Genomic DNA, 21870 nt, shown 5'->3' with positions numbered 1-21870 from the left:
GAGGTCGTCGTGACTGCCGTTCGCTTCCGTTCCACCGTGATCGACTGCCCGGACCCGCTCGCGCTGGCCGGCTTCTACGCCGGCGTCCTGGGCGGCACGCCCCGCGCCGCCGACGACGAGTGGGTCGTACTCGACATCCCGGACGGGCCCCGGATCGCCTTCCAGCGGGTGACGGACTACACCCCGCCCGAGTGGCCGCGCGCGGACCGGCCGCAGCAGTTCCACCTCGACTTCGACGCCGGGTCGACGTGGGAGTCGGTCGACGTGGCGGAGACCGCCGTACTGGCGCTCGGCGCGCGGCTGTTGCAGAAGGTGGACGAGGAGGACTTCCGGGTGTACGCGGATCCGGCAGGGCATCCCTTCTGCCTCTGCCGGATCGACCACTAGTCGGAGCGCTACCCGTCCAGCTCGGCGATCTTCGCCGTCGACGGCTCGCGGCGCTGCTGGGCGGCGCGGGCCGTGAAGTCGGCGCTGCGCAGGACGCGTTGGACGTTGCCCCAGCTGAGCAGGGCGAGGTCGGGCTCGGACCAGCCGCGGTGGAGGAGCTCGGCGAAGAGGTTCGGGTAGCAGGAGGCGTCGGCGAGGTCCTGCGGGTGGGCGGTGCCGGCGTCGTAGGTGCCGGACAGGGCGACGGACTCCGGGCCCGCGATCCGGCGCACGTGGTCGAGGTGGTCGGCGACGTCCCGGACGGACGGGCCGGTCTGCTCGGCGGTGAGCGGCACCATGCACAGGCCCTTGGCGGCGCCGACCGCGGCGAGGAGTCCGTCGGAGAGGTTCGCCGGGTGCGGGCGCAGGGTGCGGGCGGCGGAGCGGGTGAACAGCACCGGTGCCTTCGAGGCCGCGAGCGCGCGGCGGATCGTCTCCTCGGAGGCGCCGGAGAGGTCGGCGAGCACGCCGAGCCGGTTCATCTCGCGGACGACCTCCTCGCCGAACCGGGTCAGCCCCGCCTCGCTCGCCCAGGACACCCCGGACAGCGTGAGGACCCGCAGCCCCAGCGCGTGCAGCGAGCGCAGGATGCCCAGCGAGTCGCCGAGCGCGGGGGCTCCGGCGGGGCCCAGCAGCACGGCGATACGGCCGCAGTTGCGCACGTCGGTGGTCTGCCCGGCGGTGTACGCCAGTCGCAGCCCCTCCGGGTGGGCGCGGACCACGGTGTTCACCAGGTCCAGCTGCTCCAGGGTCGCGCCGACCGCCCGGTCCCCGGCCAGCCCCTCGGGCAGGTGCAGCGACCAGAACAGCGCGCCGACATGCCCCTCGCGCAGCCGCGGCACATCGGTGTCCACGGAACTCTCCCCCAGCTCCAGGTCGAACCACGGCAGGTGCCGCAGCGCCCACGGCAGCCCACTGTAGCCGTCGGCGACGGGGTGCGCGGCGAGGATCGCGTGCGCGCGCTCCAGGGGCGCCGCCGCCGGGTCGGAGACGGGGTCGTACGGTTCCGCGCTGTCCGGCGGGAAGGGCCCGCCGGGAAAGGGCTCATGGACCAAGTCGTCGAGCTCGCCGACCTCGGTCGGCGCGTGCAGTTGGTCCTGGAGGTCGGCCATGGCGGGCTCCGTACGTCGTTACGGCAGTACGGTCACCGTCGCACGCTGACGTGGGGGCTTCCTGGTGGGCGGGGCGTTCGGGGTACGGCGCGGGAACCGGCGCTCCCGCGCCGCGCCGGTCACCCGTTCCTCAGCCGTCCAGCGACTCGATCGTCGCGTTCGACGGCCCCCGCGTCGCCCGGATGTCCCGCGCCACGTCCTCCGCCGCGCCCAGCACCCGTACCGCGTTCTGCCAGGTCAGCTTGGCCAGGTCGGACCTGGACCAGCCGCGGTCCAGCAGCTCCGCGACGAGGTTCGGATAGCCGGAGACGTCGTTCAGCCCGTCCGGGGTGAAGGCCGTGCCGTCGTAGTCGCCGCCGATGCCGAGGTGGTCGACGCCCGCGGCTTCGCGCATGTGGTCGAGGTGGTCGGCGACCGTGGAGACGGTGGCGACCGGGCGCGGGTGGTGCTCCTCGAAGACGCGGTGCACCTTCATCGCCTCTTCGGTGGTCTCCAGGTGGTGCAGCCCGTGCGCCCGCATGTTGTCGTCGGCGGCGGCCGTCCAGTCCACGGCGGCCTGGAGCACGAACTTCGGTACGAACGTCACCATCGCCATACCGCCGTTGGCGGGCAGCCGCTCCAGCACGTCGTCCGGGATGTTGCGCGGGTGGTCGCAGACAGCCCGCGCCGAGGAGTGGGAGAAGATCACCGGGGCCGTCGACGTGTCCAGTGCGTCACGCATCGTCGTGGCCGCCACGTGCGAGAGGTCGACGAGCATGCCCTCGCGGTTCATCTCCCGCACGACCGCACGGCCGAACTCCGACAGCCCGCCGACCCCCGGTTCGTCCGTCGCCGAGTCCGCCCACGCCACGTTGTCGTTGTGGGTGAGCGTCATGTAGCGCACCCCGAGGGCGTACAACCCCCGCAGCGTGCCGAGGGAGTCGGCGATGGAATGCCCGCCCTCCGCACCCATGAGGGAGGCGATACGCCCCTCCGCGCGCGCCGACTCCATGTCCGCCGCGGTCAGCGCGGGCGCCAGCTCCTGCGGATAGCGCGCCAGCAACTGCCGTACGCAGTCGATCTGTTCGAGCGTCATCGGCACCGGGTCGGGCAGGTCCGAGCGGACGTACACCGACCAGTACTGCGCCCCGACACCGCCCTCGCGCAGGCGCGGGAGGTCGGTGTGCAGATGCGCGTTCTGGTGTACGGCGATGTCGCGGGCGTCGAGGTCGTAGCCGACCTGCTTGCGCAGCGCCCAGGGCAGGTCGTTGTGCCCGTCGACGACCGGGAACTCGCGGAGCAGTTCCCGGGCTTGGTCGAGCGACGTCATCCCCGTCATCCCGGTCACTTCCCGAAGCCGCTGCCGCCGGCGCCGCTCTCGACCTTGGCGCGCAGCCGCTTGCCCTTCTCGGTGGCCTGGTCGTTCAGCTCCTGCTGGAACTCCCGCATCCGGACGAGGAGTTCCTCGTCGTGGGTGGCCAGGATGCGGGCCGCGAGCAGACCCGCGTTGCGCGCGCCGGCGACCGAGACGGTGGCGACGGGGACACCGGCCGGCATCTGCACGATGGAGAGCAGCGAGTCCATGCCGTCCAGGTACTTCAGCGGCACGGGGACGCCGATCACCGGCAGCGGGGTCACCGAGGCGAGCATGCCCGGGAGGTGGGCGGCGCCGCCCGCGCCCGCGATGATCACCTTGAGACCGCGGCCGTCGGCCTGCTCGCCGTAGGTGATCATCTCGCGCGGCATGCGGTGCGCGGAGACGACGTCGACCTCGTAGCCGATCTCGAACTCGTCGAGCGCCTTCGCGGCGGCCTCCATGACGGGCCAGTCGGAGTCCGACCCCATGACGATTCCTACGACGGCGGGTCCTGCGACGGAGCTCATTCGGTGATCGTGCCTCTCAGATAGCCGGCTGCGTGGCGGGCGCGGTCCAGGACGTCGGCCAGGTCGGTGCCGTAGGTGTTGACGTGGCCCACCTTGCGGCCGGGCTTCACGTCCTTGCCGTACATGTGGATCTTCAGCTGGGGGTCGCGGGCCATGCAGTGCAGGTACGCGGAGTACATGTCCGGGTAGTCGCCGCCCAGGACGTTGCACATGACGGTCCAGGGGGCGCGGGCGCGCGGGTCGCCCAGCGGGAGGTCGAGGACCGCGCGGACGTGGTTGGCGAACTGGCTGGTGACCGCGCCGTCCTGGGTCCAGTGGCCGGAGTTGTGCGGGCGCATCGCGAGTTCGTTGACGAGGATGCGGCCGTCGCCGGTCTGGAACAGTTCGACGGCGAGATGGCCGACGACACCGAGTTCCTTGGCGATGCGCAGCGCCATCTCCTCGGCCTCCAGCGCGAGGGACTCGTCGAGGTCGGGGGCGGGGGCGATGACCGTGTCGCAGACGCCGTTCACCTGCTGGGACTCGACGACCGGGTAGGCGACGGCCTGGCCGTGCGGGGAGCGGACGACGTTCGCCGCCAGCTCCCGCACGAAGTCGACCTTCTCCTCCGCGAGCACGGGGACACCGGCGCGGAAGGGGTCCGCGGCCTCCTCCGGACTGTCGACGACCCACACGCCCTTGCCGTCGTAGCCGCCGCGCACGGTCTTGAGGACGACCGGGAAGCCGTCCCCCTCCGCCGCGAAGGCGACCACGTCCGCCGGGTCGGCGACGATGCGGTGCCTCGGGCACGGCACACCGATCTCGACGAGCTTCGCGCGCATCACGCCCTTGTCCTGGGCGTGCACGAGCGCGTCCGGGCCCGGGCGCACGGGGATGCCGTCCGCCTCCAGGGCGCGCAGATGCTCGGTGGGTACGTGTTCGTGATCGAAGGTGATCACATCGCAGCCCCGCGCGAAGTCACGCAGCGTGTCGAGGTCGCGGTAGTCGCCGATGACGACATCGCCGACGACCTGCGCCGCGGAATCCTGAGGGGTGTCACTGAGGAGCTTGAATCTGATGCCGAGCGGGATGCCCGCCTCGTGTGTCATACGAGCGAGCTGCCCCCCGCCGACCATGCCGACTACCGGGAACGTCACTCCCCCAGGGTATCGGTCACGCCGGGGCGGCCCGATTTCCGTACCTCTTACCGTTCTTTACCGGGTCTCTTCCCGACCTGTGAGCCGCTTCACGGGCGGCAGGGGAAAGCGATGGTTAGCATGGCTGGGTCGACGAATCCGCGATGACATCCGAGATGACAGGGGCCTGCACACCCATGGAACGTGGTTCCGAAGGGCCTTTCAAACGGCTCGCGCGCGAGGTCGCCAAGTTCGGCGCGGTGGGCGTGGTGGGCACCGTGGTGAACTTCGCGGTCTCCAACCTGCTGTGGCACCTCACCAGCCTCCAGGCCGTGCGCGCCAATGTGATCGCGACGATCGTCGCGATCGGGTGCAACTACATCGGCTTCCGGTACTTCACCTACCGTGACCGCGACAAGAGCGCCCGCACCAAGGAACTCACCCTGTTCCTGGCGTTCAGCCTGGTCGGCCTGGTCATCGAGAACGGCGTCCTGTTCGCGGCGATCTACGGCTTCGGCTGGGACAGCTCGCTCCAGCGCAACGTCTTCAAGGTGCTCGGCATCGGCATCGCGACGCTGTTCCGCTTCTGGTCGTACCGCACCTGGGTGTTCAAGGCGCTGCCGGCCGAGGAAGCGGTGTTGGAGGCCGAGACCTTCCCTAAGCCGTCGCAGCCGCTGCCCCGCCCCAAGCAGCGCGTGAGCTGAACCGGAGTCCGCTCCTCAGCGGACCGTGGGCTCTTCCTCGTCCGCCGGCAGCCGCTTCGTCGGCGGCGTGCGCGACAGGAACAGGCCGAACACCGGGGGCTGCGCCTGCAACATCTCCAGCCGGCCGCCGTCCGCCTCCGCGAGGTCACGCGCGACCGCCAGGCCGATCCCCGTGGAGTTGCGGCCGCTGATCGTCCGCTCGAAGATCCGCGCACCGAGATCGGTCGGAACCCCCGGCCCCTCGTCCGTGACCTCCACGACGGCCTGGTTGCCGGTGACGCGGGTGCGCAGGGCGACCGTACCGCCGCCGTGCATGAGCGAGTTCTCGATCAGCGCGGCCAGCACCTGGGCCACGGCCCCCGGAGTGCCGACGGCCTGGAGATGCCGCTTGCCCGAGCTGACGATCGCGCGGCCGGAGCTGCGGTAGGCGGGGCGCCACTCGGCGAGCTGCTGCTGGATGACCTCGTCGAGGTCGAAGGAGACGGCGGAGCCGGTACGGGGGTCGCGCGCGTTGGTCAGCAGCCGCTCCACGACATCGGTGAGCCGCTCGACCTGCGTCAGCGCGATCGTCGCCTCCTCCTTCACCGTGTCCGGGTCGTCCGTGAGGGTGATCTCCTCAAGCCGCATGGACAGCGCGGTCAGCGGCGTACGCAACTGGTGCGAGGCGTCGGCGGCGAGCCTGCGCTCGGCGGTGAGCATGCGGGCGATGCGCTCGGCGGAGGAGTCGAGGACATCGGCGACCCGGTCCAGCTCCGGCACGCTGTACCGCTTGTGCCGGGGCCGCGGGTCACCCGACCCCAGCCGCTCCGCGGTCTCCGCGAGGTCGGTGAGCGGCGAGGCGAGCCGGTTGGCCTGCCGTACCGCGAGCAGTACGGCGGCCACGACGGCGAGCAGCGCCACGGCGCCGATGATGAGCAGCGTCCGCCCGACCTCGCGGGTGACGTTCGAGCGCGGCTCCACGACGGTGACCGTCTCGCCCTCCTCGCCCTTGGCGGTGGAGTGGATGACGTCACCCGTCGGCTTGGTGCCGACCTCGATCGCCGGGTCGCCCGGGATGCGGATCACGGCGTAGCGATCCTCCGTGACCTGGGTGCGCAGCACCTCCGAGTCGACGATCTCCGCGCCGAGGATCCGGCTGTCCACGATGCTGGCCAGCCGGAGCGCCTCCGAATCCACCCGTTCCTGGGCACTGTTGCTGATCGTGCGCGTCTCGACGATGACGAGGGACACCCCGAACACGGCGATGACCACGAGCACCACGGCGAGCGTGGACTGGATGAGCCGACGACGCACGGGCTGCTAGCTCTTCTCGAACCGGAAACCCACACCACGCACGGTGGCGATGTACCGAGGATTCGCCGCATCGTCACCGAGCTTCTTGCGCAGCCAGGAGATGTGCATGTCCAGGGTCTTGGTGGACGACCACCAGGTGGTGTCCCAGACCTCGCGCATCAACTGGTCACGGGTCACCACCCGCCCCGCGTCCCGCACGAGAACACGCAGCAGGTCGAACTCCTTGGCGGTGAGCTGGAGTTCCTCGTCGCCCATCCACGCGCGGTGCGACTCGACGTCGATACGGACGCCGTGCGTGGCCGGCGGCTGTGCCGGCTCCGCGGCGCCGCGCCGCAGCAGGGCCCGGACACGGGCGAGCAGTTCGGCGAGCCGGAAGGGTTTGGTGACGTAGTCGTCGGCGCCCGCGTCGAGGCCCACGACGGTGTCCACCTCGTCGGCGCGCGCGGTCAGGATGAGGATCGGGACGGTGTGGCCCTCGGCGCGCAGTCGGCGGGCCACTTCCAGGCCGTCCATGCCGGGCAGGCCCAGGTCCAGGACACACAGGTCGATGCCGCCCTGGATGCCGGCATCGAGGGCTGTCGGTCCGTCCTCGCGCACCTCGACCTCGTAACCTTCCCGTCGCAAAGCGCGGGCCAGCGGCTCCGAGATGGACGCGTCGTCCTCGGCGAGCAGTACACGGGTCATGAGGTGATGGTAGTCCGCCTCGGACAGCAGTCGGGGTGTGATCGTCACGAGTGATTCTTACCTTCGGGCAAGTCGGGTGTGCTCCGGTGAAGGATGTGGTCGGAACCTGTGCCTGTGGGATGTCATCCTGATATCCACCTTCGAATCAGTGCTCGCGGTTCCACTTCTTCCTGTGATCCGTGTCTCAAGTCCTTCCATATCCGGCACTGTCCTGCCGTATGGTGACCTGACCGCTTGTAGTGACACCGGGGACCTTTGGCGAGCATTTACTGCTGAAGGTCTTTTTTGTGTGCGGCCCCCGGCCAACAAGGCCCGACCAGCAAGGATCGACCATGGCGTCCAGCCTGACGAAGGACTCGGTGACTCCGGGCACCCCCGGTTCCGAGAAGACCTTCTTCGGCCACCCCCGCGGACTGGCCACACTCTTCATGACCGAGATGTGGGAGCGCTTCTCCTACTACGGCATGAGGGCCCTGCTTCCCCTGTACCTGGTCGCCCCCGGCGGCCTCCACCTGAGCGCGGCCACCGCTACCGCGATCTACTCGGTGTACCTGTCCCTCGTGTACCTGCTCGCCCTGCCCGGCGGCTGGTTCGCGGACCGGGTCCTCGGCCCCCGCAAGACCGTCGCGGTCGCCGGCGTGATCATCATGCTCGGCCACCTCACGCTCGCGCTCCCCACCTCGGGCACATTCTTCGCGGGCCTCGGCCTGGTCGCGATCGGCTCGGGTCTCCTCAAGGCCAACATCTCCACGATGGTCGGCCACCTCTACGAGGGCCCCGACGACCCGCGCCGCGACGGCGGCTTCACGCTCTTCTACATCGGCATCAACCTCGGCGCGTTCGCCGCACCGCTGGTCATCGGCACCGTCGGCGAGAACGTCAACTGGCACCTCGGCTTCGCGCTCGCCGCGGTCGGCATGGCGCTGGGCCTCGCCCAGTACCTGCTCGGCACCCGCCACCTCAGCTCCCGCTCGGACGTCGTCCCCACGCCGCTGTCCGCCGAGGAGAAGGCCGCCACCCTGCGCAAGTCGGCTCTCTGGGCAGCCGTCGCGATCGTCTTCTACGCGGTCGTCGGCCTCTCCGGCCACTACACGCTGAACTGGCTGCTCGTCCCGATCACCGTCGCCGGTCTGCTCATCCCGGTCCTGGTCATCGCCCGTATCAAGCGCGACAAGACCCTCGACCGCGCCGACCAGTCGAAGATGTCCGCGTACATCTGGTTCTTCGTCGCCGCGGCCGTGTTCTGGATGATCTACGACCAGGGCGGCTCGACCGTGTCCCTGTTCGCCGACTCCTCCGCCAAGAACACCGTGTTCGGCTGGGACTTCCCCGTCTCCTGGTACCAGTCGGTCAACCCCGTCCTCATCATGGCCCTCGCCCCGGTCTTCGCCTGGGCCTGGCTGGCCCTCGCCCGCCGCGGCAAGGAGCCGAGCACGGCCACGAAGTTCGCGATGGGCCTCATCCTCATCGGCGCGTCCTTCTTCCTCTTCCTCGCCCCGCTCGCGATCGCCGACGGCGGTCACAAGGCGGCGGCGATGTGGCTCGTGGCGATCTACTTCGTCCAGACGGTCGGCGAGTTGACCCTCTCCCCCGTCGGCCTCTCCGTCACCACGAAGATGGCTCCGGCCAAGTACGCCTCCCAGATGATGGGCGTCTGGTTCCTCGCGGTCACGGCGGGCGACGCGACGACGGGTCTGCTGTCGATCGCCGGAGTGGACCTGAACAAGACCGGCATCGTCGCGTTGCAGGCCGTTCTTGCGGTGCTCGCCGGCGCGGCGGTGTGGATGTACCGGAAGAAGGTGCGGGAGCTCATGGGGGATGTGCACTGACACCGGTGTTCATGCTGCCGGCGTTTTGACGGTGCCGTTGGGCCACTCGCTTCTTTGCCAGTGTCGGGCTTCCACGGACCGAGTAAAGGGCGCTTCGCGTCGCCTACGGCGATGGCCCTGCGGGCCACCCTTGACTAGGTCCGCTCCAGCCCGTTTGAGAAGCGAGCGAGTGGCCCGGAGGAATGAGGGGCCGAGGTAACTCGGCCCCTTACGTCGGCTGCGTTGCGGGCCAGAGTTACGGGGCGCGTCTGCGTCTCGCCAGCACGCCGGGCGGGCTCAGCGGCCAACGCCCGGCGGGAACCTCCCCAGACAACAGACGACTCCGGACCGGTCCGTCCTGGGCTGGGCTGCGTGGCCGGGGTGCGGCGGTCCGCAGAAAGCAGAAATGCGGCAGTCGGTCGGGGACCGACGGGTGTCACATCCCCCCAGTCCCCGCCCCATCCAGACCTGTCCTCCCTGGAAGCCGGGGCCATTTCTAACCAGTCACGGCGCACATCAGTGGTTAGCTTTACCCCCAGCCTCCAGCACCCCCCATCCCCTCCCCCGCCGGTCCCGGAAGCCCCACCCGACGGTTGGCCGCTAAGCCAGCCCGGCGTGCAGGCGAGACGCGAACGCGCCCCGTAACACCGGCCCACAACGCAGCCCACGTAAGGGCCGGCATGCCCCGGCCCCCCACTCCTCCCGGCCACTCGCTCGCTTCTCAAACGGGCTGGAGCGGACCTAGTCAAGGGTGGCCCGCAGGGCCATCGGCGAAGCCGACGCGGAGCGCAGCGCAGCGCCCTTTACTCGGTCCGCGGAAGCCCGACACTGACAAGAAGCGAGTGGCCAACCAGCACTTGTCTACCGCAGCCGCCTCCGCCCAGGCAGGAACGTGAACACCGCCACACCCAACAGAATCGCCGTACCGGACACAAGGCCGAGCGCCTTGAGACCGCCATGGCTGTCGGAGCCGGTCTCCGCCAGGCCGCCGGAGGTCGAGGTGGATGACGACGACGTACTGCCGGACGCGCCGCTCGCCTGCTCCGTGGTGTCCAGGGTCAGGGAGACTTCGGACTTGGTCGGCGTGCAGGTGGTCGTCGTACCGAGGGCCTTGACCGTCAGAACTCCGGGAGCCAGCGTCGACGTACCGCTCGCGCCGGGCTTGTACGTTCCGGTCAGGTCGGGGATCTCGATCGGGTCGCCGGACTTGATGGCGGAGGAGTTCGTCGGTCCCTCCACGTGCACGGTGCCCTTGTCCGCGCCGCCGAGGACCACCTCCATCGAGGGGCTGACGGAGTTCGCCGGGATGTCGGCGGGGCTGTCCATCACGGAGCCGTTGAACTGCACGGTGAGGTCGTAACTCCCGCCGTCCTTCTTGGCGTTGATCTGCACGGGCGAGGTCGCGCTCTTGTCACCGATCGGCGTCTTGCACGCGTACGGGACGGAGACCTCTTTGCCGGTGAAGTCGGTCTGGCCGCTACCTGTGCCGTCGGACGCCGAAGCCGAGGCCGAGGCCGACGTGGACGCGGAGGCCGACTCCGAAGCCGAGTCCGAGGGGGACGCCGAGGCCGAGGTGCTGTCCGACGGGCTCGCCGACTCGCTCGAACCGGTACCGGTCACCTCGATGGTCGCCGCCTTCGGCACCGTGGCCGTCGGCGTGCACACGGTGTTCGTCCCGTACGCGTTGACCGTGTACGCGTCCGGCGTGAGCGTCACCTCACCGGGCGACGTCAGTTTCAGCGTGCCGGTCATGTCGGACAGCACCATGTCGCCGCCCTTGGGGATCTCCGGGTTCTTGCGCGGCCCCTGCATGGCGATGTCGGCGGTCTGGGCACCGGCCGCCTTGAGCGTGCCGGACGGCTGGACCTGGTTCTCGCCGATGACGATGATGTCCGGGTTCTTGGACGCCGCCTGCACGAACTTCCAGGTGATGTCGACGGTGTCGCCGACCTTCGCCGTGGTGGGGGCGGTGATCTCGACCTTGGTGGTGCCGTCGACCGGGTCGGCGACCCCCGCGGGCGGCACACAGTGGGTGGCGTAGGAAACCTCGGCGGCCTGCGCGGTCCCGGCGGTCAGGCCGAGCACGAGGCAGGCGCCGCCGAGGACCAGCGCGAACGTCGCCGCGCCCGCTCTCCGTACACCGCCTCCGCCGGCCGGTATGACTCTCCTTCGCTTGCTCACGTGGGTCCCTTCCTGGTGGGAGTCGTCGGACTGTCGTCGTGCGGTGCGGAGAGCCGGCCGGCCGTGCCCGGATCGGAGTCCGGGGTGAACCACGGCAAGGTCGAAGTCTGAGGAGTTGTCTGCTGCGCGGCAGCCGGCGTGCCGATCTTCGGCATGCGCAGGGTGAGTTGGACAGGCATGTGCAGGCCCCGGTGCCGGGCCGGGCCCTTGCTGCGGCCCGCCTTGCGCGGCCGTATCCGGTCCACCACGGCCATGCCGACGCGGAACACCGCCGCCGGTACGACCACGCAGAGCAGGATCCAGAACAGGGTCACGCCCCAGGGGCGGCCCACGCCCCACGGCTCCTCGGCGAGCACCCGGCCGCCGTACTTGAGGGAGACGCTGTAGTCGCCGTGCGCCCCGGCCGAGAGTTCGACCGGGAGTTTGATCTCCGCCCTGCCGCCGGGCGCGATCGTGCCGCTGAACTGCTGGTCGTCCCACTGCGGTGCGAACACCCCGTGGGAGGTGCCAACTTGGAACACGGGGTTCTTGACGGGGGACGAGCCGGCGTTGCCGACGGTGAAGACGAGTGTGCGGGACGCCGGTGCCCCGAACCAGGTCAGCAGCCCGCTGGAACCGTCGAGGCGGGTGTCGGAGAGGACCGACAGCCGTCCGGTCGACGGTTCGGCGGGCAGTGGTTCGACCGCGTGGCCCGCCACCTGGAAGACGGCGTCCGCCGACGCGCTCGCCCCGGTCACGGTCGCCACATGCACCACGCACGGGCAGGGCACCGGCGGTTCGGAGACCGGCAGTTTCTTGCTGAAGACGCCCTTGGCGTCGGTCGTGACGGCCCGGCCGTCCGCGTTGGCGCAGGAGTTGGTGCCGCCGATCACCCCGCGCGCGGGCGTGGCCTGCCCGCAGATCAGCACCATGAGCAGGGCGTGCGTCCGCCAGCCGCTGCCGGAGACGGTGATCGAACCGCCGGTCCCCGCCTGTGGCTTGGAGAGCGTCACCTTCGGTCCGTCGGCCGCCGCGGCCGGTGTCGCCCCCGCCGGCGGCAGCAGAAGCAGTGCGAGCACCGCCACCAGCGCCGAGATCCGCACCTTGCCGCTCACATCACCGCTCCCGTCAACTCGGCTTCCGTGCGCGGGTGTTCGGCCGCGCGACCGTCGTCGTCCCTACGGCGCCGCCGGCGTCGTACGAGAAACAGCGCGCCCCCGGCCGTCAGGGCACCCGCGGTCCCCGCCGCCGCGCCGGTCCATGGCACGAAGCGTGCCGATGTCTCGGCCGTGTCGTGGGCGCCGCCCTCCGCCGTGACCGTGAGGCGGATGTCGACCGCGTCGAGGGCGGGGTGGTGCCAGGGTTCGGTGAGTTTCAGGCGGCGGCCTGGCGCGAGTCGGACGGGGAGGGTGTGCGGGGCGCGGTCGAGGCGGGTGCCGAGGACGCCGGTGGCGTGGACGGCGAGGCTCGGGGTGAGGGGTGTGGTGCCGCGGTTGACCAGGTCGTAGGTGATGCGGTCGCCGTGGACGGCGAGGTGTTCGACGGTCAGTGCGGTCAACGCCGGGCCGTCGACGTGGAGTTGGAGTCGTACCGTCGCCTCGCGGCCGTCCGGGTCGCGGGCCGCGATCGTGCCGGTGCGGTCGCCGGGTGCGGCGGTGGCGGGGACGTTCACCGTGAACGGGATGTCGGCGCGGGTGCGGGCGGGTACGCGAACTGCCGTGGCGGCGAAGGTGATCGGGACGCCCGTGCCGCGCAGTCGTACGGTGACCGGCCGGGTGGTGGGGTTGGTCACGGACACCGCGTCCTGGAGGGTCGTGCCGGGCTCGCCCTCGGCGTAGCAGGCCGGACGTCCGCCGCCCGCGGGCGCGAGGGACCAGCCGTCGGCGGCCGTCGCGGTGGGCGCGGCGCTCAGCACGGCGAGGAGGGACAGGCACAGGACGCGGGCGGTCGACAGCATGGGCGGCTCCACGGCGGACGTGCGGGGGCTGTCAACGGCGGGCGCGGGCCGTCTGGTTGCGCCGGGTCAGCCACAGGGTGCCCGCCGCGCCGGCGAGCAGCACGGTGCCGCCGAGCGTGCCGAGGGCGATGACCGAGTCGTCGGGGCCGGTCTTGGGGAGCGTGCCGCCGGAGTCCGTACCGGTGTCGCTGCCCGTCGAGCCGCTGGATCCCGACGACCCGCTCGCCGCTGTGACGTCGAGCGTCAGAGACGGGCCGGGGCTGTTGGTGGGCGTGCAGGTGGTCGTCGTACCGAGGGCCTTGATGGTGAGAATGGCCGCCGTGAAGGTGACCTTGCCGCTGGCCTTCGGGGTGTACGTGCCGGTCAAGTCGTTGATTTTGATGGGGGTGTTGGCGGGGATCGCGGCGGCGTTGGCGGGGCCCGACACGGAGACGGTGCCGCTGTCGGCGCCGCCCACCTTGATGGTGGCGCTCGGGCTCATGGCGCCCTTGCCGAGTTCGACGGGGCTGGAGGAGACGCCCTTCTGCCAGGACATGGTGAGCTTGTAGCCGCTGCCGCTCTTGACGCCCTTGATGTCGATGGGCGAGACGGCGGTCTTGACGCCGATCGGTGTCTGGCACTTGTAGTTGACGTCGACCACGTCGGCCCGGGCTGCGGGGGCGGCCATGAATACCGCCGAGCCGGCCAGGGCCGCGACGGACGCGAGCGCTGCGGTTCGTTTCTGGTACGACACGGTCCCCTCATTCCTGACGGCACATCAGATCGGCCGTCAAGGTACGCCCGGGGTCGTGAGGAGGGAAGGCAAAGCGCACGCCGGAGTTGTGACGATCCGGCGTGCGTCAGTTGTCGGGGAAACGATTTTCTTGTAGAGCTCCCGTCGGCGCCGGGCCCGCGCTAGGCCGGTGCTCCGAGCTCCGCCCACACGGTCTTTCCGGTGACGCCCGGAGTCCGTACGACCCCCCAGTCCAGGCACAGCCGCTGCACGATGAACATGCCGTGGCCGCCGGGGCGGCCGGCGCGGTGCGGGGTTCTGGGGGCGGGCTGGCCGGTGCCGCGGTCGGAGACCTCGACCCGGATCACCTTGTTCTCGCAGGTGATCCACATCTCGTCCGGCCCTTCGGCGTGCAGACAGGCGTTGGTGACGAGCTCGGAGACGACGAGGAGCACGTCCTCGGCGGCGGCACGGCGGTCGGCGCTCTCGGCGGGCAGCCAGCCCCAGGCGTAGAGGGCCTGGCGGGCGAAGTCGCGGGCGAGCGGGACGACCCCGCTCTCCCCCGCGAACCCGAGTCTGCGGGTGAGCCGGCCGGCGGCCGGTTCGGCGTCGTCCCCGGCGGACGGCACGGAAGCGCCCCCCGCGGGCGCCCCCGTAGCGCCACCGGGCTCCGGGCGGTCGCCCGGCGGGTAGGGCCGGGTGGTGCTCATCAGCGCTTCACCTCACCGATTCACCGGTTCACGAGTCAAGAGTCGGTACGTGTTCAAGGGTCGGTACGTGTTCAACAGTCACTAGTACGTGGGTCGGGGGTGTTTTCGTCGCTCCGGTCGCCGACAGGTTCAGAGGTTCTCCTGCCCGGGCGAACCGGCAAAACACCCCTTATTCGTCGGCGAGGGCGGCCTCAAGGGTGTCGTGGACGGTGAAGACCGCATCCGCCCCCGTGATCTCGAATACGCGCGCCACCGCGGGCTTCATCCCCGCGAGGTGCACTCCGCCGTCCGCGGCCTCCGCCTTCAGGCGTGCGCCGAGCAGTACGTTCAGGCCCGTGGAGTCGCAGAACTCCAGGCGTGAGCAGTCCACGACGAGCCGTGCGTGCCCATGGGCGAGCAGCTCGTCCAGCGGTTCGCGCAACAGATCGGCGGTGTGGTGATCCAACTCACCCGCCGGTGTCACGACGGCGCTGAGGCCCTGTTTCCGCACCTCGACCAGAAGCCGGCCAGACTGTGCGCTGCCGACCGTCCCGCGGTCCATGCCGTCTCTCTCTCCCGAGGTCGTGGCTGTTGACGTTCGCCCTGGAACACTACGCCTTCCTCACACTCTCCGACACCCGAACAACCGCCCACAAGTGGACATATGGGTACACAGCGCACTTGCGGCGGGCTCCGGAAAACGGGTAGGGCTAGTAGAGACACACTTTTGGACATTCGCATGACGACCGTCCGACCGACCGACACGACCGGCTTTGGAGGCGCCGCACTCCGCAGTGCACGCACCGGCTCCGGCAGCCATATGCCGAGAACGATGGAGGACACCATGTCACCCCGGCTCGACGCATCGCCTACCCCGACAGCGACGTCGACACCCCCACCGGCACAACTGGATCCCAATCCCATCATCGAGGGACTCCCCGAGATCCCCCCGTACGACGAGATCGGAGCCGTCGACGCACGCGCTCTGTCCAAGACGCTCTTCGAGCGGCTGGAGTCCCTCGAAGAGGGCACGCACTCCTACTCGTACGTCCGCAACACGCTCGTCGAACTCAACCTCGCGCTGGTCAAGTTCGCCGCCTCCCGCTTCCGTTCGCGCAGCGAGCCGATGGAGGACATCATCCAGGTCGGCACGATCGGCCTGATCAAGGCGATCGACCGCTTCGAACTCAGCCGCGGCGTCGAGTTCCCCACCTTCGCGATGCCCACCATCGTCGGTGAGATCAAGCGCTTCTTCCGCGACACCTCGTGGTCCGTGCGCGTCCCGCGACGGCTCCAGGAACTCCGGCTCGACCTGGCCAAGGCCGGCGACGAACTGGCCCAGCAGCTCGACCGCGCCCCCACCGTGGCCGAGCTGGCGGAGCGCCTGAAGCTCTCCCGCGACGAGGTCGTCGAGGGCATGGCGGCGTCAAACGCCTACACCGCCAGCTCACTTGACGCCCAGCCGGAGGAGGACGACTCCGAGGGCGCGCTCGCGGACCGTATCGGCTACGAGGACCACGGGCTCGAAGGCATCGAGTACGTCGAGTCGTTGAAGCCGCTGATCGCCGAACTCCCGCAGCGGGACCGGCAGATCCTCTCCCTGCGCTTCGTCGCCAACATGACGCAGTCGGAGATCGGCGACGAACTGGGCATCTCGCAGATGCATGTGTCGCGGCTGCTGTCGCGGACGCTGGTGAAGCTGCGGAAGGGCCTGACGGTCGAGGAGTAGCCCTCGGCCCGTCCCCCTGCCTGCCACTGAGCGCGGCGCGCGTGTGCGTGTGCCGCGCTCAGGCGTTCCCCGGTACTCCCCTGGGCTCCGGCACTACCGGGTTACCCACAGAAACCTCTTTCCCCACCGGTCTCCTTCCACCACTATGGTCACCCGACAAACTGGCTGGTACGTCAGGACGGGCGCGAGGAGGCGGGTGAATGGTTCACTCCGAGGAGTACGGCGGCACACCCGCCGACGCCTCCGACGCGCGGCTCACGGAACTGCTGCGCGCCGGCACGTCCACGGTCTACCCGGCGCTCCAGGAACTCCGCGCCCGGCACCAGCCCTCCGTGCTGTCCTACGCCCGCCTGTGCACCACCAGTGAGCCTGCGGCACGGCAGTTGGCGGCGCAGGCGTTCACCCTCGCGGCCCGCGAGACGGCACGCGGGGTGGACCCGGGAGTCCCCTGGCGGCACCAACTCCTGCTGCTGACAGGGCGGGTGGCCACCTCCTGGTCCCTGGACGACCGCTCGGCCGGCCTGGATTCCGGCCTCCTCCTGCTCCTGAACACGGCGGCCCCGAAGCCCACCATGCTCCCGGCCTTCCAGTCCCTCCCCGCCCGCACCCAGGGCCTGGTCTGGTACGGCGTCGTCGAGCGGGAACCGGAGACCGTGACCGCCGCCTACCTCGGCCTCACCCACGAGGACGTCGTCCACGGCACCGAACGGGCCCTCCAGGCCATGGCCCAGGCCTGCCTGAAGTCCCGCCTGGCCGCCTCCGACGACCCGCGCTGCGGTGACTTCCGGCGCCTGATCGAGGAGTCGGTACGCCCCGACAACCCCCGCGACAGCGCCGATCTGCACGCCCACATGGCGCACTGCGCCCACTGCACGGGCGCGTACGAGGAACTGACGGCGCTGCGGGACGCTCCGCGGGCGACGCTGGCGGAGGGGCTGCTGCCGTGGTCCGGAGCGCCGTACGCGCTGCGGACCCGCGCCGAGGCGAGGGGCAACGCCCTTGGGACTCCCGCGACCTGGGCGCCCTCGACCTGGGCGCCCTCGACCTGGTCGCCCGCGCGCCGGCTGGTGCTGGCCTCGGCGGCGCTGGGCGTGGCGTTGGTGCCGCTGCTGTTCTTCCTGTTGCGGCCGGGCGACTCACCGCGTCCGGGTGCGGCGGCGGCCACGGTGGCGGTCCCGTCGACCCCGTCGGAGGTGACGGTGACGGCAACGGTCCCGGTGACACCGACACCCTCACCGTCACCCTCCAAATCGCCATCCCCCAGCAGGAGTTCGAAGCCGAGCCCCTCCCCCACACCCTCCCCGACCAGCCACGCGCCGAACGGCACCTACGCCCGCGTCGTGAACGTCTCCACGGGCCGGTGCCTGGACATCCGGGACGGCGACCTGACGGAGGGCACGGATGTGATCACGGCCCCCTGCACCTCGTCGGACACCCAGCTGTGGCGCGTGGACGCGACCCGCGGGGTGGTGCAGTCGTCCGCCGACTCCGATCTGTGCCTGGACAGCCGGGGGTCCGTGGACAAGGGGGTCGGCATCTGGGAGTGCGATTCGGTGGACGGGAGTCACGGCGAGAACCTGAGCTTCACGGTGGACCCGGACGGGGTGATCCGCCCGGCGATCGCGATCCTGACGGGGATGGCCCCGGGCGACGGGGACGGGGTCTCGCTGGTGCCGTTGTCCGGGGGCGCGGAGCAGCGGTGGCGGGCGGGGTGAGGCACGCATGTGCGGGTGAGCCGTACCGGAGCGGCCGGTATCGGTGAGACTGGGCAGTCCGAACTGTGGCTCCGGTAAAGGGAGTTGGGCATGGCGGCAGCACAGAACATCGACGAAGTGGTGGACGGGCTCGCGGAGATCGTGCGGGAGGCGACCCGCACCGGTGACCGGATCGGCTACTTCGCGGCCCTGTACCGGCAGGTGACCGTCGAGATCCGTAAGGCCATCCACGCCGGTCAGTTCCAGGACGGCCCCCGGATGGACCGTTTCGACACGCTCTTCGGCAACCGCTACTTCGAGGCCCACGACGCCTGGCTGCGCGACCGCGGCGGACCGCGCTGCTGGCGCGAGACGTTCGGACTGCTGGACGACCGCGACACCGTCATCGTCCAGCACCTGATCCTCGGCGTGAACGCGCACATCAACCTGGACCTGGCGGTCGCCGCCGCCCGGACCAGCCCCGGCGCGGACATCCACGCCCTCCAGCACGACTACCTGCTGATCAACGACATCCTCGCGCGGGTGGTCCTGGCGGTGCAGGACTCGGTGGACGCCGTGTCCCCGCTCCTGTCGCTCCTGGACAAGGTCGGCGGCCGCACCGACGAGCAGATCCTCGACTTCAGCATCGTGCAGTCCCGCGCGGAGGCGTGGCACAACACCGTCGTCCTGTCCGGCCAGAACGAAAAGGAACGCGAGGCCACCATCGACCGCCTCGACATCCGGGCCGCCGTACTGGCGCGCCTTATCGCCCGCCCGGGCGCCCTGGTCCGCCCGGCCCTGGAACTGATCCGCCACACGGAGAACGACGACGTGGCGGCGGTCATCACGCATCTGGACAACGCGATGCAGAAGGCGGGTTAGGGCCCGCCTTCCGCACCCCGGTCACCGGCACCGGCTCACTCCACCGTCACCGACTTCGCCAGGTTCCGCGGCTGGTCCACCTCGTTGCCGCGGGCCGTGGCGAGTTCGCAGGCGAAGACCTGCAAGGGGACGGTGGCGACGAGGGGTTGGAGGAGGGTGGGGGTGGCGGGGATCCGGATCAGGTGGTCGGCGTACGGGACGACCGTCTCGTCGCCCTCCTCCGCGATCACGATGGTCATCGCGCCCCGCGCCCGGATCTCCTGGATGTTGGACACGATCTTGTCGTGGAGGACGGAGCGGCCGCGCGGGGACGGTACGACGACCACGACCGGCATGCCCTCCTCGATCAGCGCGATCGGGCCGTGCTTCAGCTCGCCCGCCGCGAAGCCCTCGGCGTGCATGTACGCCAACTCCTTGAGTTTCAGGGCGCCTTCGAGAGCGACGGGGTAGCCGACATGGCGGCCGAGGAAGAGCACGGTGTTCTTCGACGCCACCGACCGGGCCAACTCCCGTACCGGCTCCATGGTTTCCAGCACCCGTTCGACCTCGCCGGAGATCTGCGAGAGGTCGCGGATGACGGCCTGGATCTCGTCGCCCCACTTGGTGCCCCGCACCTGGCCGAGGTAGAGGGCGACCAGGTAGCACGCCACCAGCTGGGTCAGGAACGCCTTCGTCGACGCCACGGCGACCTCCGGGCCGGCGTGCGTGTACAGCACCGCGTCCGACTCACGGGGAATCGTCGACCCGTTGGTGTTGCAGATGGCGAGGACCTTCGAGCCCTGCTCACGGGCGTGCCGCAGCGCCATCAGCGTGTCCATCGTCTCGCCGGACTGCGAGATGGCGATGACCAGGGAGCGCGCGCCCAGGATCGGGTCCCGGTAGCGGAACTCGCTCGCCAGCTCCACCTCGCACGGGATCCGCGTCCAGTGCTCGATGGCGTACTTCGCGATCAGCCCGGCGTGGAAGGCCGTACCGCAGGCGACGATGACGACCTTGTCGATCTCCCTCAGCTCGTGGACGGGGATGCGGACTTCGTCCAGCGTGAGCAGGCCGGCCGCGTCGATCCGGCCCAGCAGCGTGTCCGCGACCGCCTTCGGCTGCTCGGCGATCTCCTTGAGCATGAAGTAGTCGTAGCCGCCCTTCTCGGCGGCGGAGGCGTCCCAGTCGACGTGGTAGGAGCGGACCTCGGCGGGAGCGCCGTCGAATCCGGTGACCGTCACGCCGTCGCGGCGCAGCTCGACCACCTGGTCCTGGCCCAGCTCGATCGCGGACCGCGTGTGGGCGATGAACGCGGCGACGTCGGAGGCGAGAAAGGCCTCACCCTCGCCGACACCGACCACGAGCGGCGAGTTGCGCCGCGCGCCGACGACCACGTCCGGTTCATCGGCGTGCACCGCGACCAGCGTGAACGCGCCCTCAAGCCGCCGGCTCACCTGCCGCATCGCCTCCGCGAGGTCCGCGCACGCCGAGAACTCCTCGGCCAGCAGATGCGCGACCACCTCGGTGTCCGTGTCGGAGGCGAGGTCGTGCCCGCGCTCGGTCAGCTCGGCCCGCAGACAGGCGAAGTTCTCGATGATGCCGTTGTGGACGACGGCGACCCGCCCCGCGTTGTCGAGGTGCGGATGGGCGTTGGCGTCCGTAGGACCGCCGTGCGTGGCCCAGCGCGTGTGTCCGATGCCGGTCGACCCCGCCGGCAGCGGCCGGTCGACCAGTTCCTTCTCCAGATTGACGAGTTTCCCGGCCCGCTTCGCCGCCGCCAGCCCGCCGTCCGCGAGCACGGCGACACCCGACGAGTCGTAACCCCGGTACTCCAGCCGCTTCAGCCCGGCCATCACCACATCGAGCGCCGACTGCGACCCCACGTATCCCACGATTCCGCACATGCGCGGCAGCCTAGGCGCCGAAGCCCTCCCGAACACGGCACTTCGTGCCCGATTCCGGAAATTCCGGCCACCGGTGGAAGCGCCTGCTACGGCTCCCGGACACCCGGGGTGACGCACCCCACCCACCACCCCGTTCAAACTCCGTTAACAATGGACTGGTGATCTCTCCGGTCTCCCCGATGCCCCGGAGCGCCCACCGGCACAAGCCGGAGGCGACTCCCTACGTCGACCTCACCCGAGCCGAGTGGAGCGCGCTGCGCGACAAGACGCCGCTGCCGCTCACCGCCGACGAGGTCGAGAAGCTGCGTGGCCTCGGCGATGTCATCGACCTCGACGAGGTGCGGGACATCTACCTCCCGCTGTCCAGACTCCTGAACCTCTACGTCGGCGCCACGGACGGCCTGAGAAGCGCGCTGAACACGTTCCTGGGCGAGCAGGGCTCCCAGTCGGGCACGCCGTTCGTGATAGGCGTCGCGGGGTCGGTGGCCGTAGGAAAGTCGACCGTCGCGCGCCTCCTCCAGGCGCTGCTCTCCCGCTGGCCCGAGCACCCGCGCGTCGAGCTGGTCACCACGGACGGATTCCTGCTGCCCACAAGGGAGTTGGAGGCGCGCGGGCTGATGTCGCGGAAGGGGTTCCCGGAGTCGTACGACCGCCGGGCACTGACCCGTTTCGTCGCCGACATCAAGGCGGGCAAGGACGAGGTCACCGCCCCCGTCTACTCCCACCTGATCTACGACATCGTCCCCGACCAGCGGCTCACGGTCCGGCGCCCGGACATCCTGATCGTGGAGGGCCTGAACGTGCTCCAGCCCGCCCTCCCCGGCAAGGACGGCCGCACCCGGGTGGGTCTCGCCGACTACTTCGACTTCAGTGTGTACGTCGACGCGAGCGCCGAGGACATCGAGCGCTGGTACCTGAACCGGTTCCGCAAGCTGCGGGCCACCGCGTTCCAGAACCCGGACTCGTACTTCCGCAAGTACACCCAGGTCTCCGAGGACGAGGCCGTCGACTACGCCCGCACCCTCTGGCGCACCATCAACAAGCCCAACCTGGTGGAGAACATCGCCCCGACGCGGGGCCGAGCCACCCTGGTCATCCGCAAGGGCCAGGACCACAAGGTGCGGCGGCTCAGCCTGCGGAAGCTGTAGAGCCGCCTGAT

At 70.3% G+C, this 21870-nt stretch carries 20 protein-coding genes; 7 read left to right on the top strand and 13 right to left on the bottom strand.

The window, feature by feature from the left end; all coding sequences use genetic code 11:
* Positions 1-9 precede the first annotated feature (9 nt).
* The gene (locus ACQHII_RS29040; RefSeq protein ID WP_427922040.1) at positions 10-387 is read left to right on the top strand and encodes a VOC family protein; all 378 of its coding nucleotides are present in this window, start codon (positions 10-12) and stop codon (positions 385-387) included.
* Positions 388-395: 8 nt separating this feature from the next.
* Here ACQHII_RS29040 and ACQHII_RS29035 read toward each other — a convergent pair whose 3' ends face one another.
* The 4 genes from ACQHII_RS29035 to ACQHII_RS29020 all read right to left on the bottom strand — a co-directional run bounded on the left by ACQHII_RS29035 (position 396) and on the right by ACQHII_RS29020 (position 4537).
* The gene (locus ACQHII_RS29035) at positions 396-1538 is read right to left on the bottom strand and encodes a dipeptidase (RefSeq protein ID WP_427922039.1); all 1143 of its coding nucleotides are present in this window, start codon (positions 1536-1538) and stop codon (positions 396-398) included.
* Between the two features lie 130 nt (positions 1539-1668).
* A complete protein-coding gene (locus ACQHII_RS29030; RefSeq protein WP_427922038.1) occupies positions 1669-2847 on the bottom strand; it encodes a dipeptidase in 1179 nt (392 codons plus the stop codon).
* A 14-nt stretch (positions 2848-2861) separates the two neighbouring features.
* Positions 2862-3401 carry a 5-(carboxyamino)imidazole ribonucleotide mutase gene (gene purE, locus ACQHII_RS29025; RefSeq protein WP_427922037.1) on the bottom strand — a complete coding sequence of 180 codons (540 nt, stop codon included), beginning with the start codon at positions 3399-3401 and terminating at the stop codon, positions 2862-2864.
* The gene (locus ACQHII_RS29020) at positions 3398-4537 is read right to left on the bottom strand and encodes a 5-(carboxyamino)imidazole ribonucleotide synthase (protein WP_427922036.1); all 1140 of its coding nucleotides are present in this window, start codon (positions 4535-4537) and stop codon (positions 3398-3400) included. The genes purE and ACQHII_RS29020 overlap by 4 nt, the downstream gene beginning before the upstream one ends.
* A gap of 176 nt (positions 4538-4713) precedes the next feature.
* Here ACQHII_RS29020 and ACQHII_RS29015 point away from each other — a divergent pair, with 176 nt between their 5' ends.
* Positions 4714-5220 carry a GtrA family protein gene (locus tag ACQHII_RS29015; protein WP_427922035.1) on the top strand — a complete coding sequence of 169 codons (507 nt, stop codon included), beginning with the start codon at positions 4714-4716 and terminating at the stop codon, positions 5218-5220.
* Positions 5221-5235: 15 nt separating this feature from the next.
* On the opposite strand, the gene ACQHII_RS29010 is transcribed toward ACQHII_RS29015, so the two are convergent.
* Together ACQHII_RS29010 and ACQHII_RS29005 are read right to left on the bottom strand one after the other, a co-directional pair.
* Positions 5236-6513: an ATP-binding protein gene (locus ACQHII_RS29010; protein ID WP_427922034.1), complete on the bottom strand. Its 1278-nt coding sequence runs from the start codon at positions 6511-6513 to the stop codon at positions 5236-5238.
* Positions 6514-6519: 6 nt separating this feature from the next.
* Positions 6520-7197, bottom strand: coding sequence for a response regulator transcription factor (locus ACQHII_RS29005; protein WP_174447603.1), 678 nt, complete (start codon positions 7195-7197; stop codon positions 6520-6522).
* 332 nt (positions 7198-7529) lie between these two features.
* Between ACQHII_RS29005 and ACQHII_RS29000 the strand changes: the two genes are divergently transcribed.
* Positions 7530-9026, top strand: coding sequence for an oligopeptide:H+ symporter (locus ACQHII_RS29000; protein WP_427922033.1), 1497 nt, complete (start codon positions 7530-7532; stop codon positions 9024-9026).
* Between the two features lie 840 nt (positions 9027-9866).
* Here the strand turns inward: ACQHII_RS29000 and ACQHII_RS28995 are convergent.
* The 6 genes from ACQHII_RS28995 to ACQHII_RS28970 all read right to left on the bottom strand — a co-directional run bounded on the left by ACQHII_RS28995 (position 9867) and on the right by ACQHII_RS28970 (position 15085).
* Entirely contained in the window at positions 9867-11186 is a 1320-nt protein-coding gene (locus tag ACQHII_RS28995) for a hypothetical protein (protein WP_427922032.1), read from the bottom strand.
* Positions 11183-12280 (bottom strand): hypothetical protein, encoded by a 1098-nt coding sequence (locus ACQHII_RS28990; protein WP_427922031.1) that lies wholly within the window; start codon positions 12278-12280, stop codon positions 11183-11185. The genes ACQHII_RS28995 and ACQHII_RS28990 overlap by 4 nt, the downstream gene beginning before the upstream one ends.
* A complete protein-coding gene (locus ACQHII_RS28985) occupies positions 12277-13122 on the bottom strand; it encodes a hypothetical protein (RefSeq protein ID WP_427922030.1) in 846 nt (281 codons plus the stop codon). The genes ACQHII_RS28990 and ACQHII_RS28985 overlap by 4 nt, the downstream gene beginning before the upstream one ends.
* A 31-nt stretch (positions 13123-13153) precedes the next feature.
* On the bottom strand, positions 13154-13855 hold the full coding sequence (locus tag ACQHII_RS28980) for an LPXTG cell wall anchor domain-containing protein (protein ID WP_406459175.1): 702 nt from the start codon (positions 13853-13855) through the stop codon (positions 13154-13156).
* Between the two features lie 161 nt (positions 13856-14016).
* Positions 14017-14544, bottom strand: coding sequence for an ATP-binding protein (locus ACQHII_RS28975; protein ID WP_427922029.1), 528 nt, complete (start codon positions 14542-14544; stop codon positions 14017-14019).
* A gap of 169 nt (positions 14545-14713) precedes the next feature.
* The gene (locus ACQHII_RS28970) at positions 14714-15085 is read right to left on the bottom strand and encodes an STAS domain-containing protein (RefSeq protein WP_427922028.1); all 372 of its coding nucleotides are present in this window, start codon (positions 15083-15085) and stop codon (positions 14714-14716) included.
* A 282-nt stretch (positions 15086-15367) separates the two neighbouring features.
* Here ACQHII_RS28970 and ACQHII_RS28965 point away from each other — a divergent pair, with 282 nt between their 5' ends.
* From ACQHII_RS28965 to ACQHII_RS28955, 3 genes are all read left to right on the top strand, one after another.
* Positions 15368-16252: an RNA polymerase sigma factor SigF gene (locus ACQHII_RS28965; RefSeq protein ID WP_427925430.1), complete on the top strand. Its 885-nt coding sequence runs from the start codon at positions 15368-15370 to the stop codon at positions 16250-16252.
* 200 nt (positions 16253-16452) lie between these two features.
* Positions 16453-17967, top strand: coding sequence for a ricin-type beta-trefoil lectin domain protein (locus ACQHII_RS28960; RefSeq protein ID WP_427922027.1), 1515 nt, complete (start codon positions 16453-16455; stop codon positions 17965-17967).
* A 90-nt stretch (positions 17968-18057) separates the two neighbouring features.
* Positions 18058-18828 (top strand): DUF5995 family protein, encoded by a 771-nt coding sequence (locus ACQHII_RS28955; protein ID WP_427922026.1) that lies wholly within the window; start codon positions 18058-18060, stop codon positions 18826-18828.
* A 35-nt stretch (positions 18829-18863) separates the two neighbouring features.
* Here the strand turns inward: ACQHII_RS28955 and glmS are convergent, their stop codons facing one another.
* Complete coding sequence (gene glmS, locus ACQHII_RS28950) at positions 18864-20711, bottom strand: glutamine--fructose-6-phosphate transaminase (isomerizing) (protein WP_427922025.1); 1848 nt, start codon at positions 20709-20711, stop codon at positions 18864-18866.
* Positions 20712-20890: 179 nt separating this feature from the next.
* Between glmS and coaA the strand changes: the two genes are divergently transcribed.
* Positions 20891-21859 (top strand): type I pantothenate kinase, encoded by a 969-nt coding sequence (gene coaA, locus ACQHII_RS28945; protein ID WP_427925429.1) that lies wholly within the window; start codon positions 20891-20893, stop codon positions 21857-21859.
* Positions 21860-21870 lie beyond the last annotated feature (11 nt).

It is taken from the genome of Streptomyces sp. cg40 (assembly GCF_050320165.1).
Lineage (GTDB): Bacteria > Actinomycetota > Actinomycetes > Streptomycetales > Streptomycetaceae > Streptomyces > Streptomyces hokutonensis.
The sequence above is the reverse complement of the archived record's forward strand: the minus strand, read 5'-3'. Positions and strand labels throughout refer to the sequence as shown.

Coding starts and splice junctions, on each gene's coding strand:
- ACQHII_RS29035 (WP_427922039.1), bottom strand. CDS start 1,538: ATGGCCGACCTCCAGGACCAACTGCACGCGCCGACCGAGGTCGGCGAG.
- ACQHII_RS29030 (WP_427922038.1), bottom strand. CDS start 2,847: ATGACGTCGCTCGACCAAGCCCGGGAACTGCTCCGCGAGTTCCCGGTC.
- purE (WP_427922037.1), bottom strand. CDS start 3,401: ATGAGCTCCGTCGCAGGACCCGCCGTCGTAGGAATCGTCATGGGGTCG.
- ACQHII_RS29015 (WP_427922035.1), top strand. CDS start 4,714: ATGGAACGTGGTTCCGAAGGGCCTTTCAAACGGCTCGCGCGCGAGGTC.
- ACQHII_RS29005 (WP_174447603.1), bottom strand. CDS start 7,197: ATGACCCGTGTACTGCTCGCCGAGGACGACGCGTCCATCTCGGAGCCG.
- ACQHII_RS29000 (WP_427922033.1), top strand. CDS start 7,530: ATGGCGTCCAGCCTGACGAAGGACTCGGTGACTCCGGGCACCCCCGGT.
- ACQHII_RS28985 (WP_427922030.1), bottom strand. CDS start 13,122: ATGCTGTCGACCGCCCGCGTCCTGTGCCTGTCCCTCCTCGCCGTGCTG.
- ACQHII_RS28975 (WP_427922029.1), bottom strand. CDS start 14,544: ATGAGCACCACCCGGCCCTACCCGCCGGGCGACCGCCCGGAGCCCGGT.
- ACQHII_RS28970 (WP_427922028.1), bottom strand. CDS start 15,085: ATGGACCGCGGGACGGTCGGCAGCGCACAGTCTGGCCGGCTTCTGGTC.
- ACQHII_RS28965 (WP_427925430.1), top strand. CDS start 15,368: ATGTCACCCCGGCTCGACGCATCGCCTACCCCGACAGCGACGTCGACA.
- ACQHII_RS28960 (WP_427922027.1), top strand. CDS start 16,453: ATGGTTCACTCCGAGGAGTACGGCGGCACACCCGCCGACGCCTCCGAC.
- ACQHII_RS28955 (WP_427922026.1), top strand. CDS start 18,058: ATGGCGGCAGCACAGAACATCGACGAAGTGGTGGACGGGCTCGCGGAG.
- glmS (WP_427922025.1), bottom strand. CDS start 20,711: ATGTGCGGAATCGTGGGATACGTGGGGTCGCAGTCGGCGCTCGATGTG.
- coaA (WP_427925429.1), top strand. CDS start 20,891: ATGCCCCGGAGCGCCCACCGGCACAAGCCGGAGGCGACTCCCTACGTC.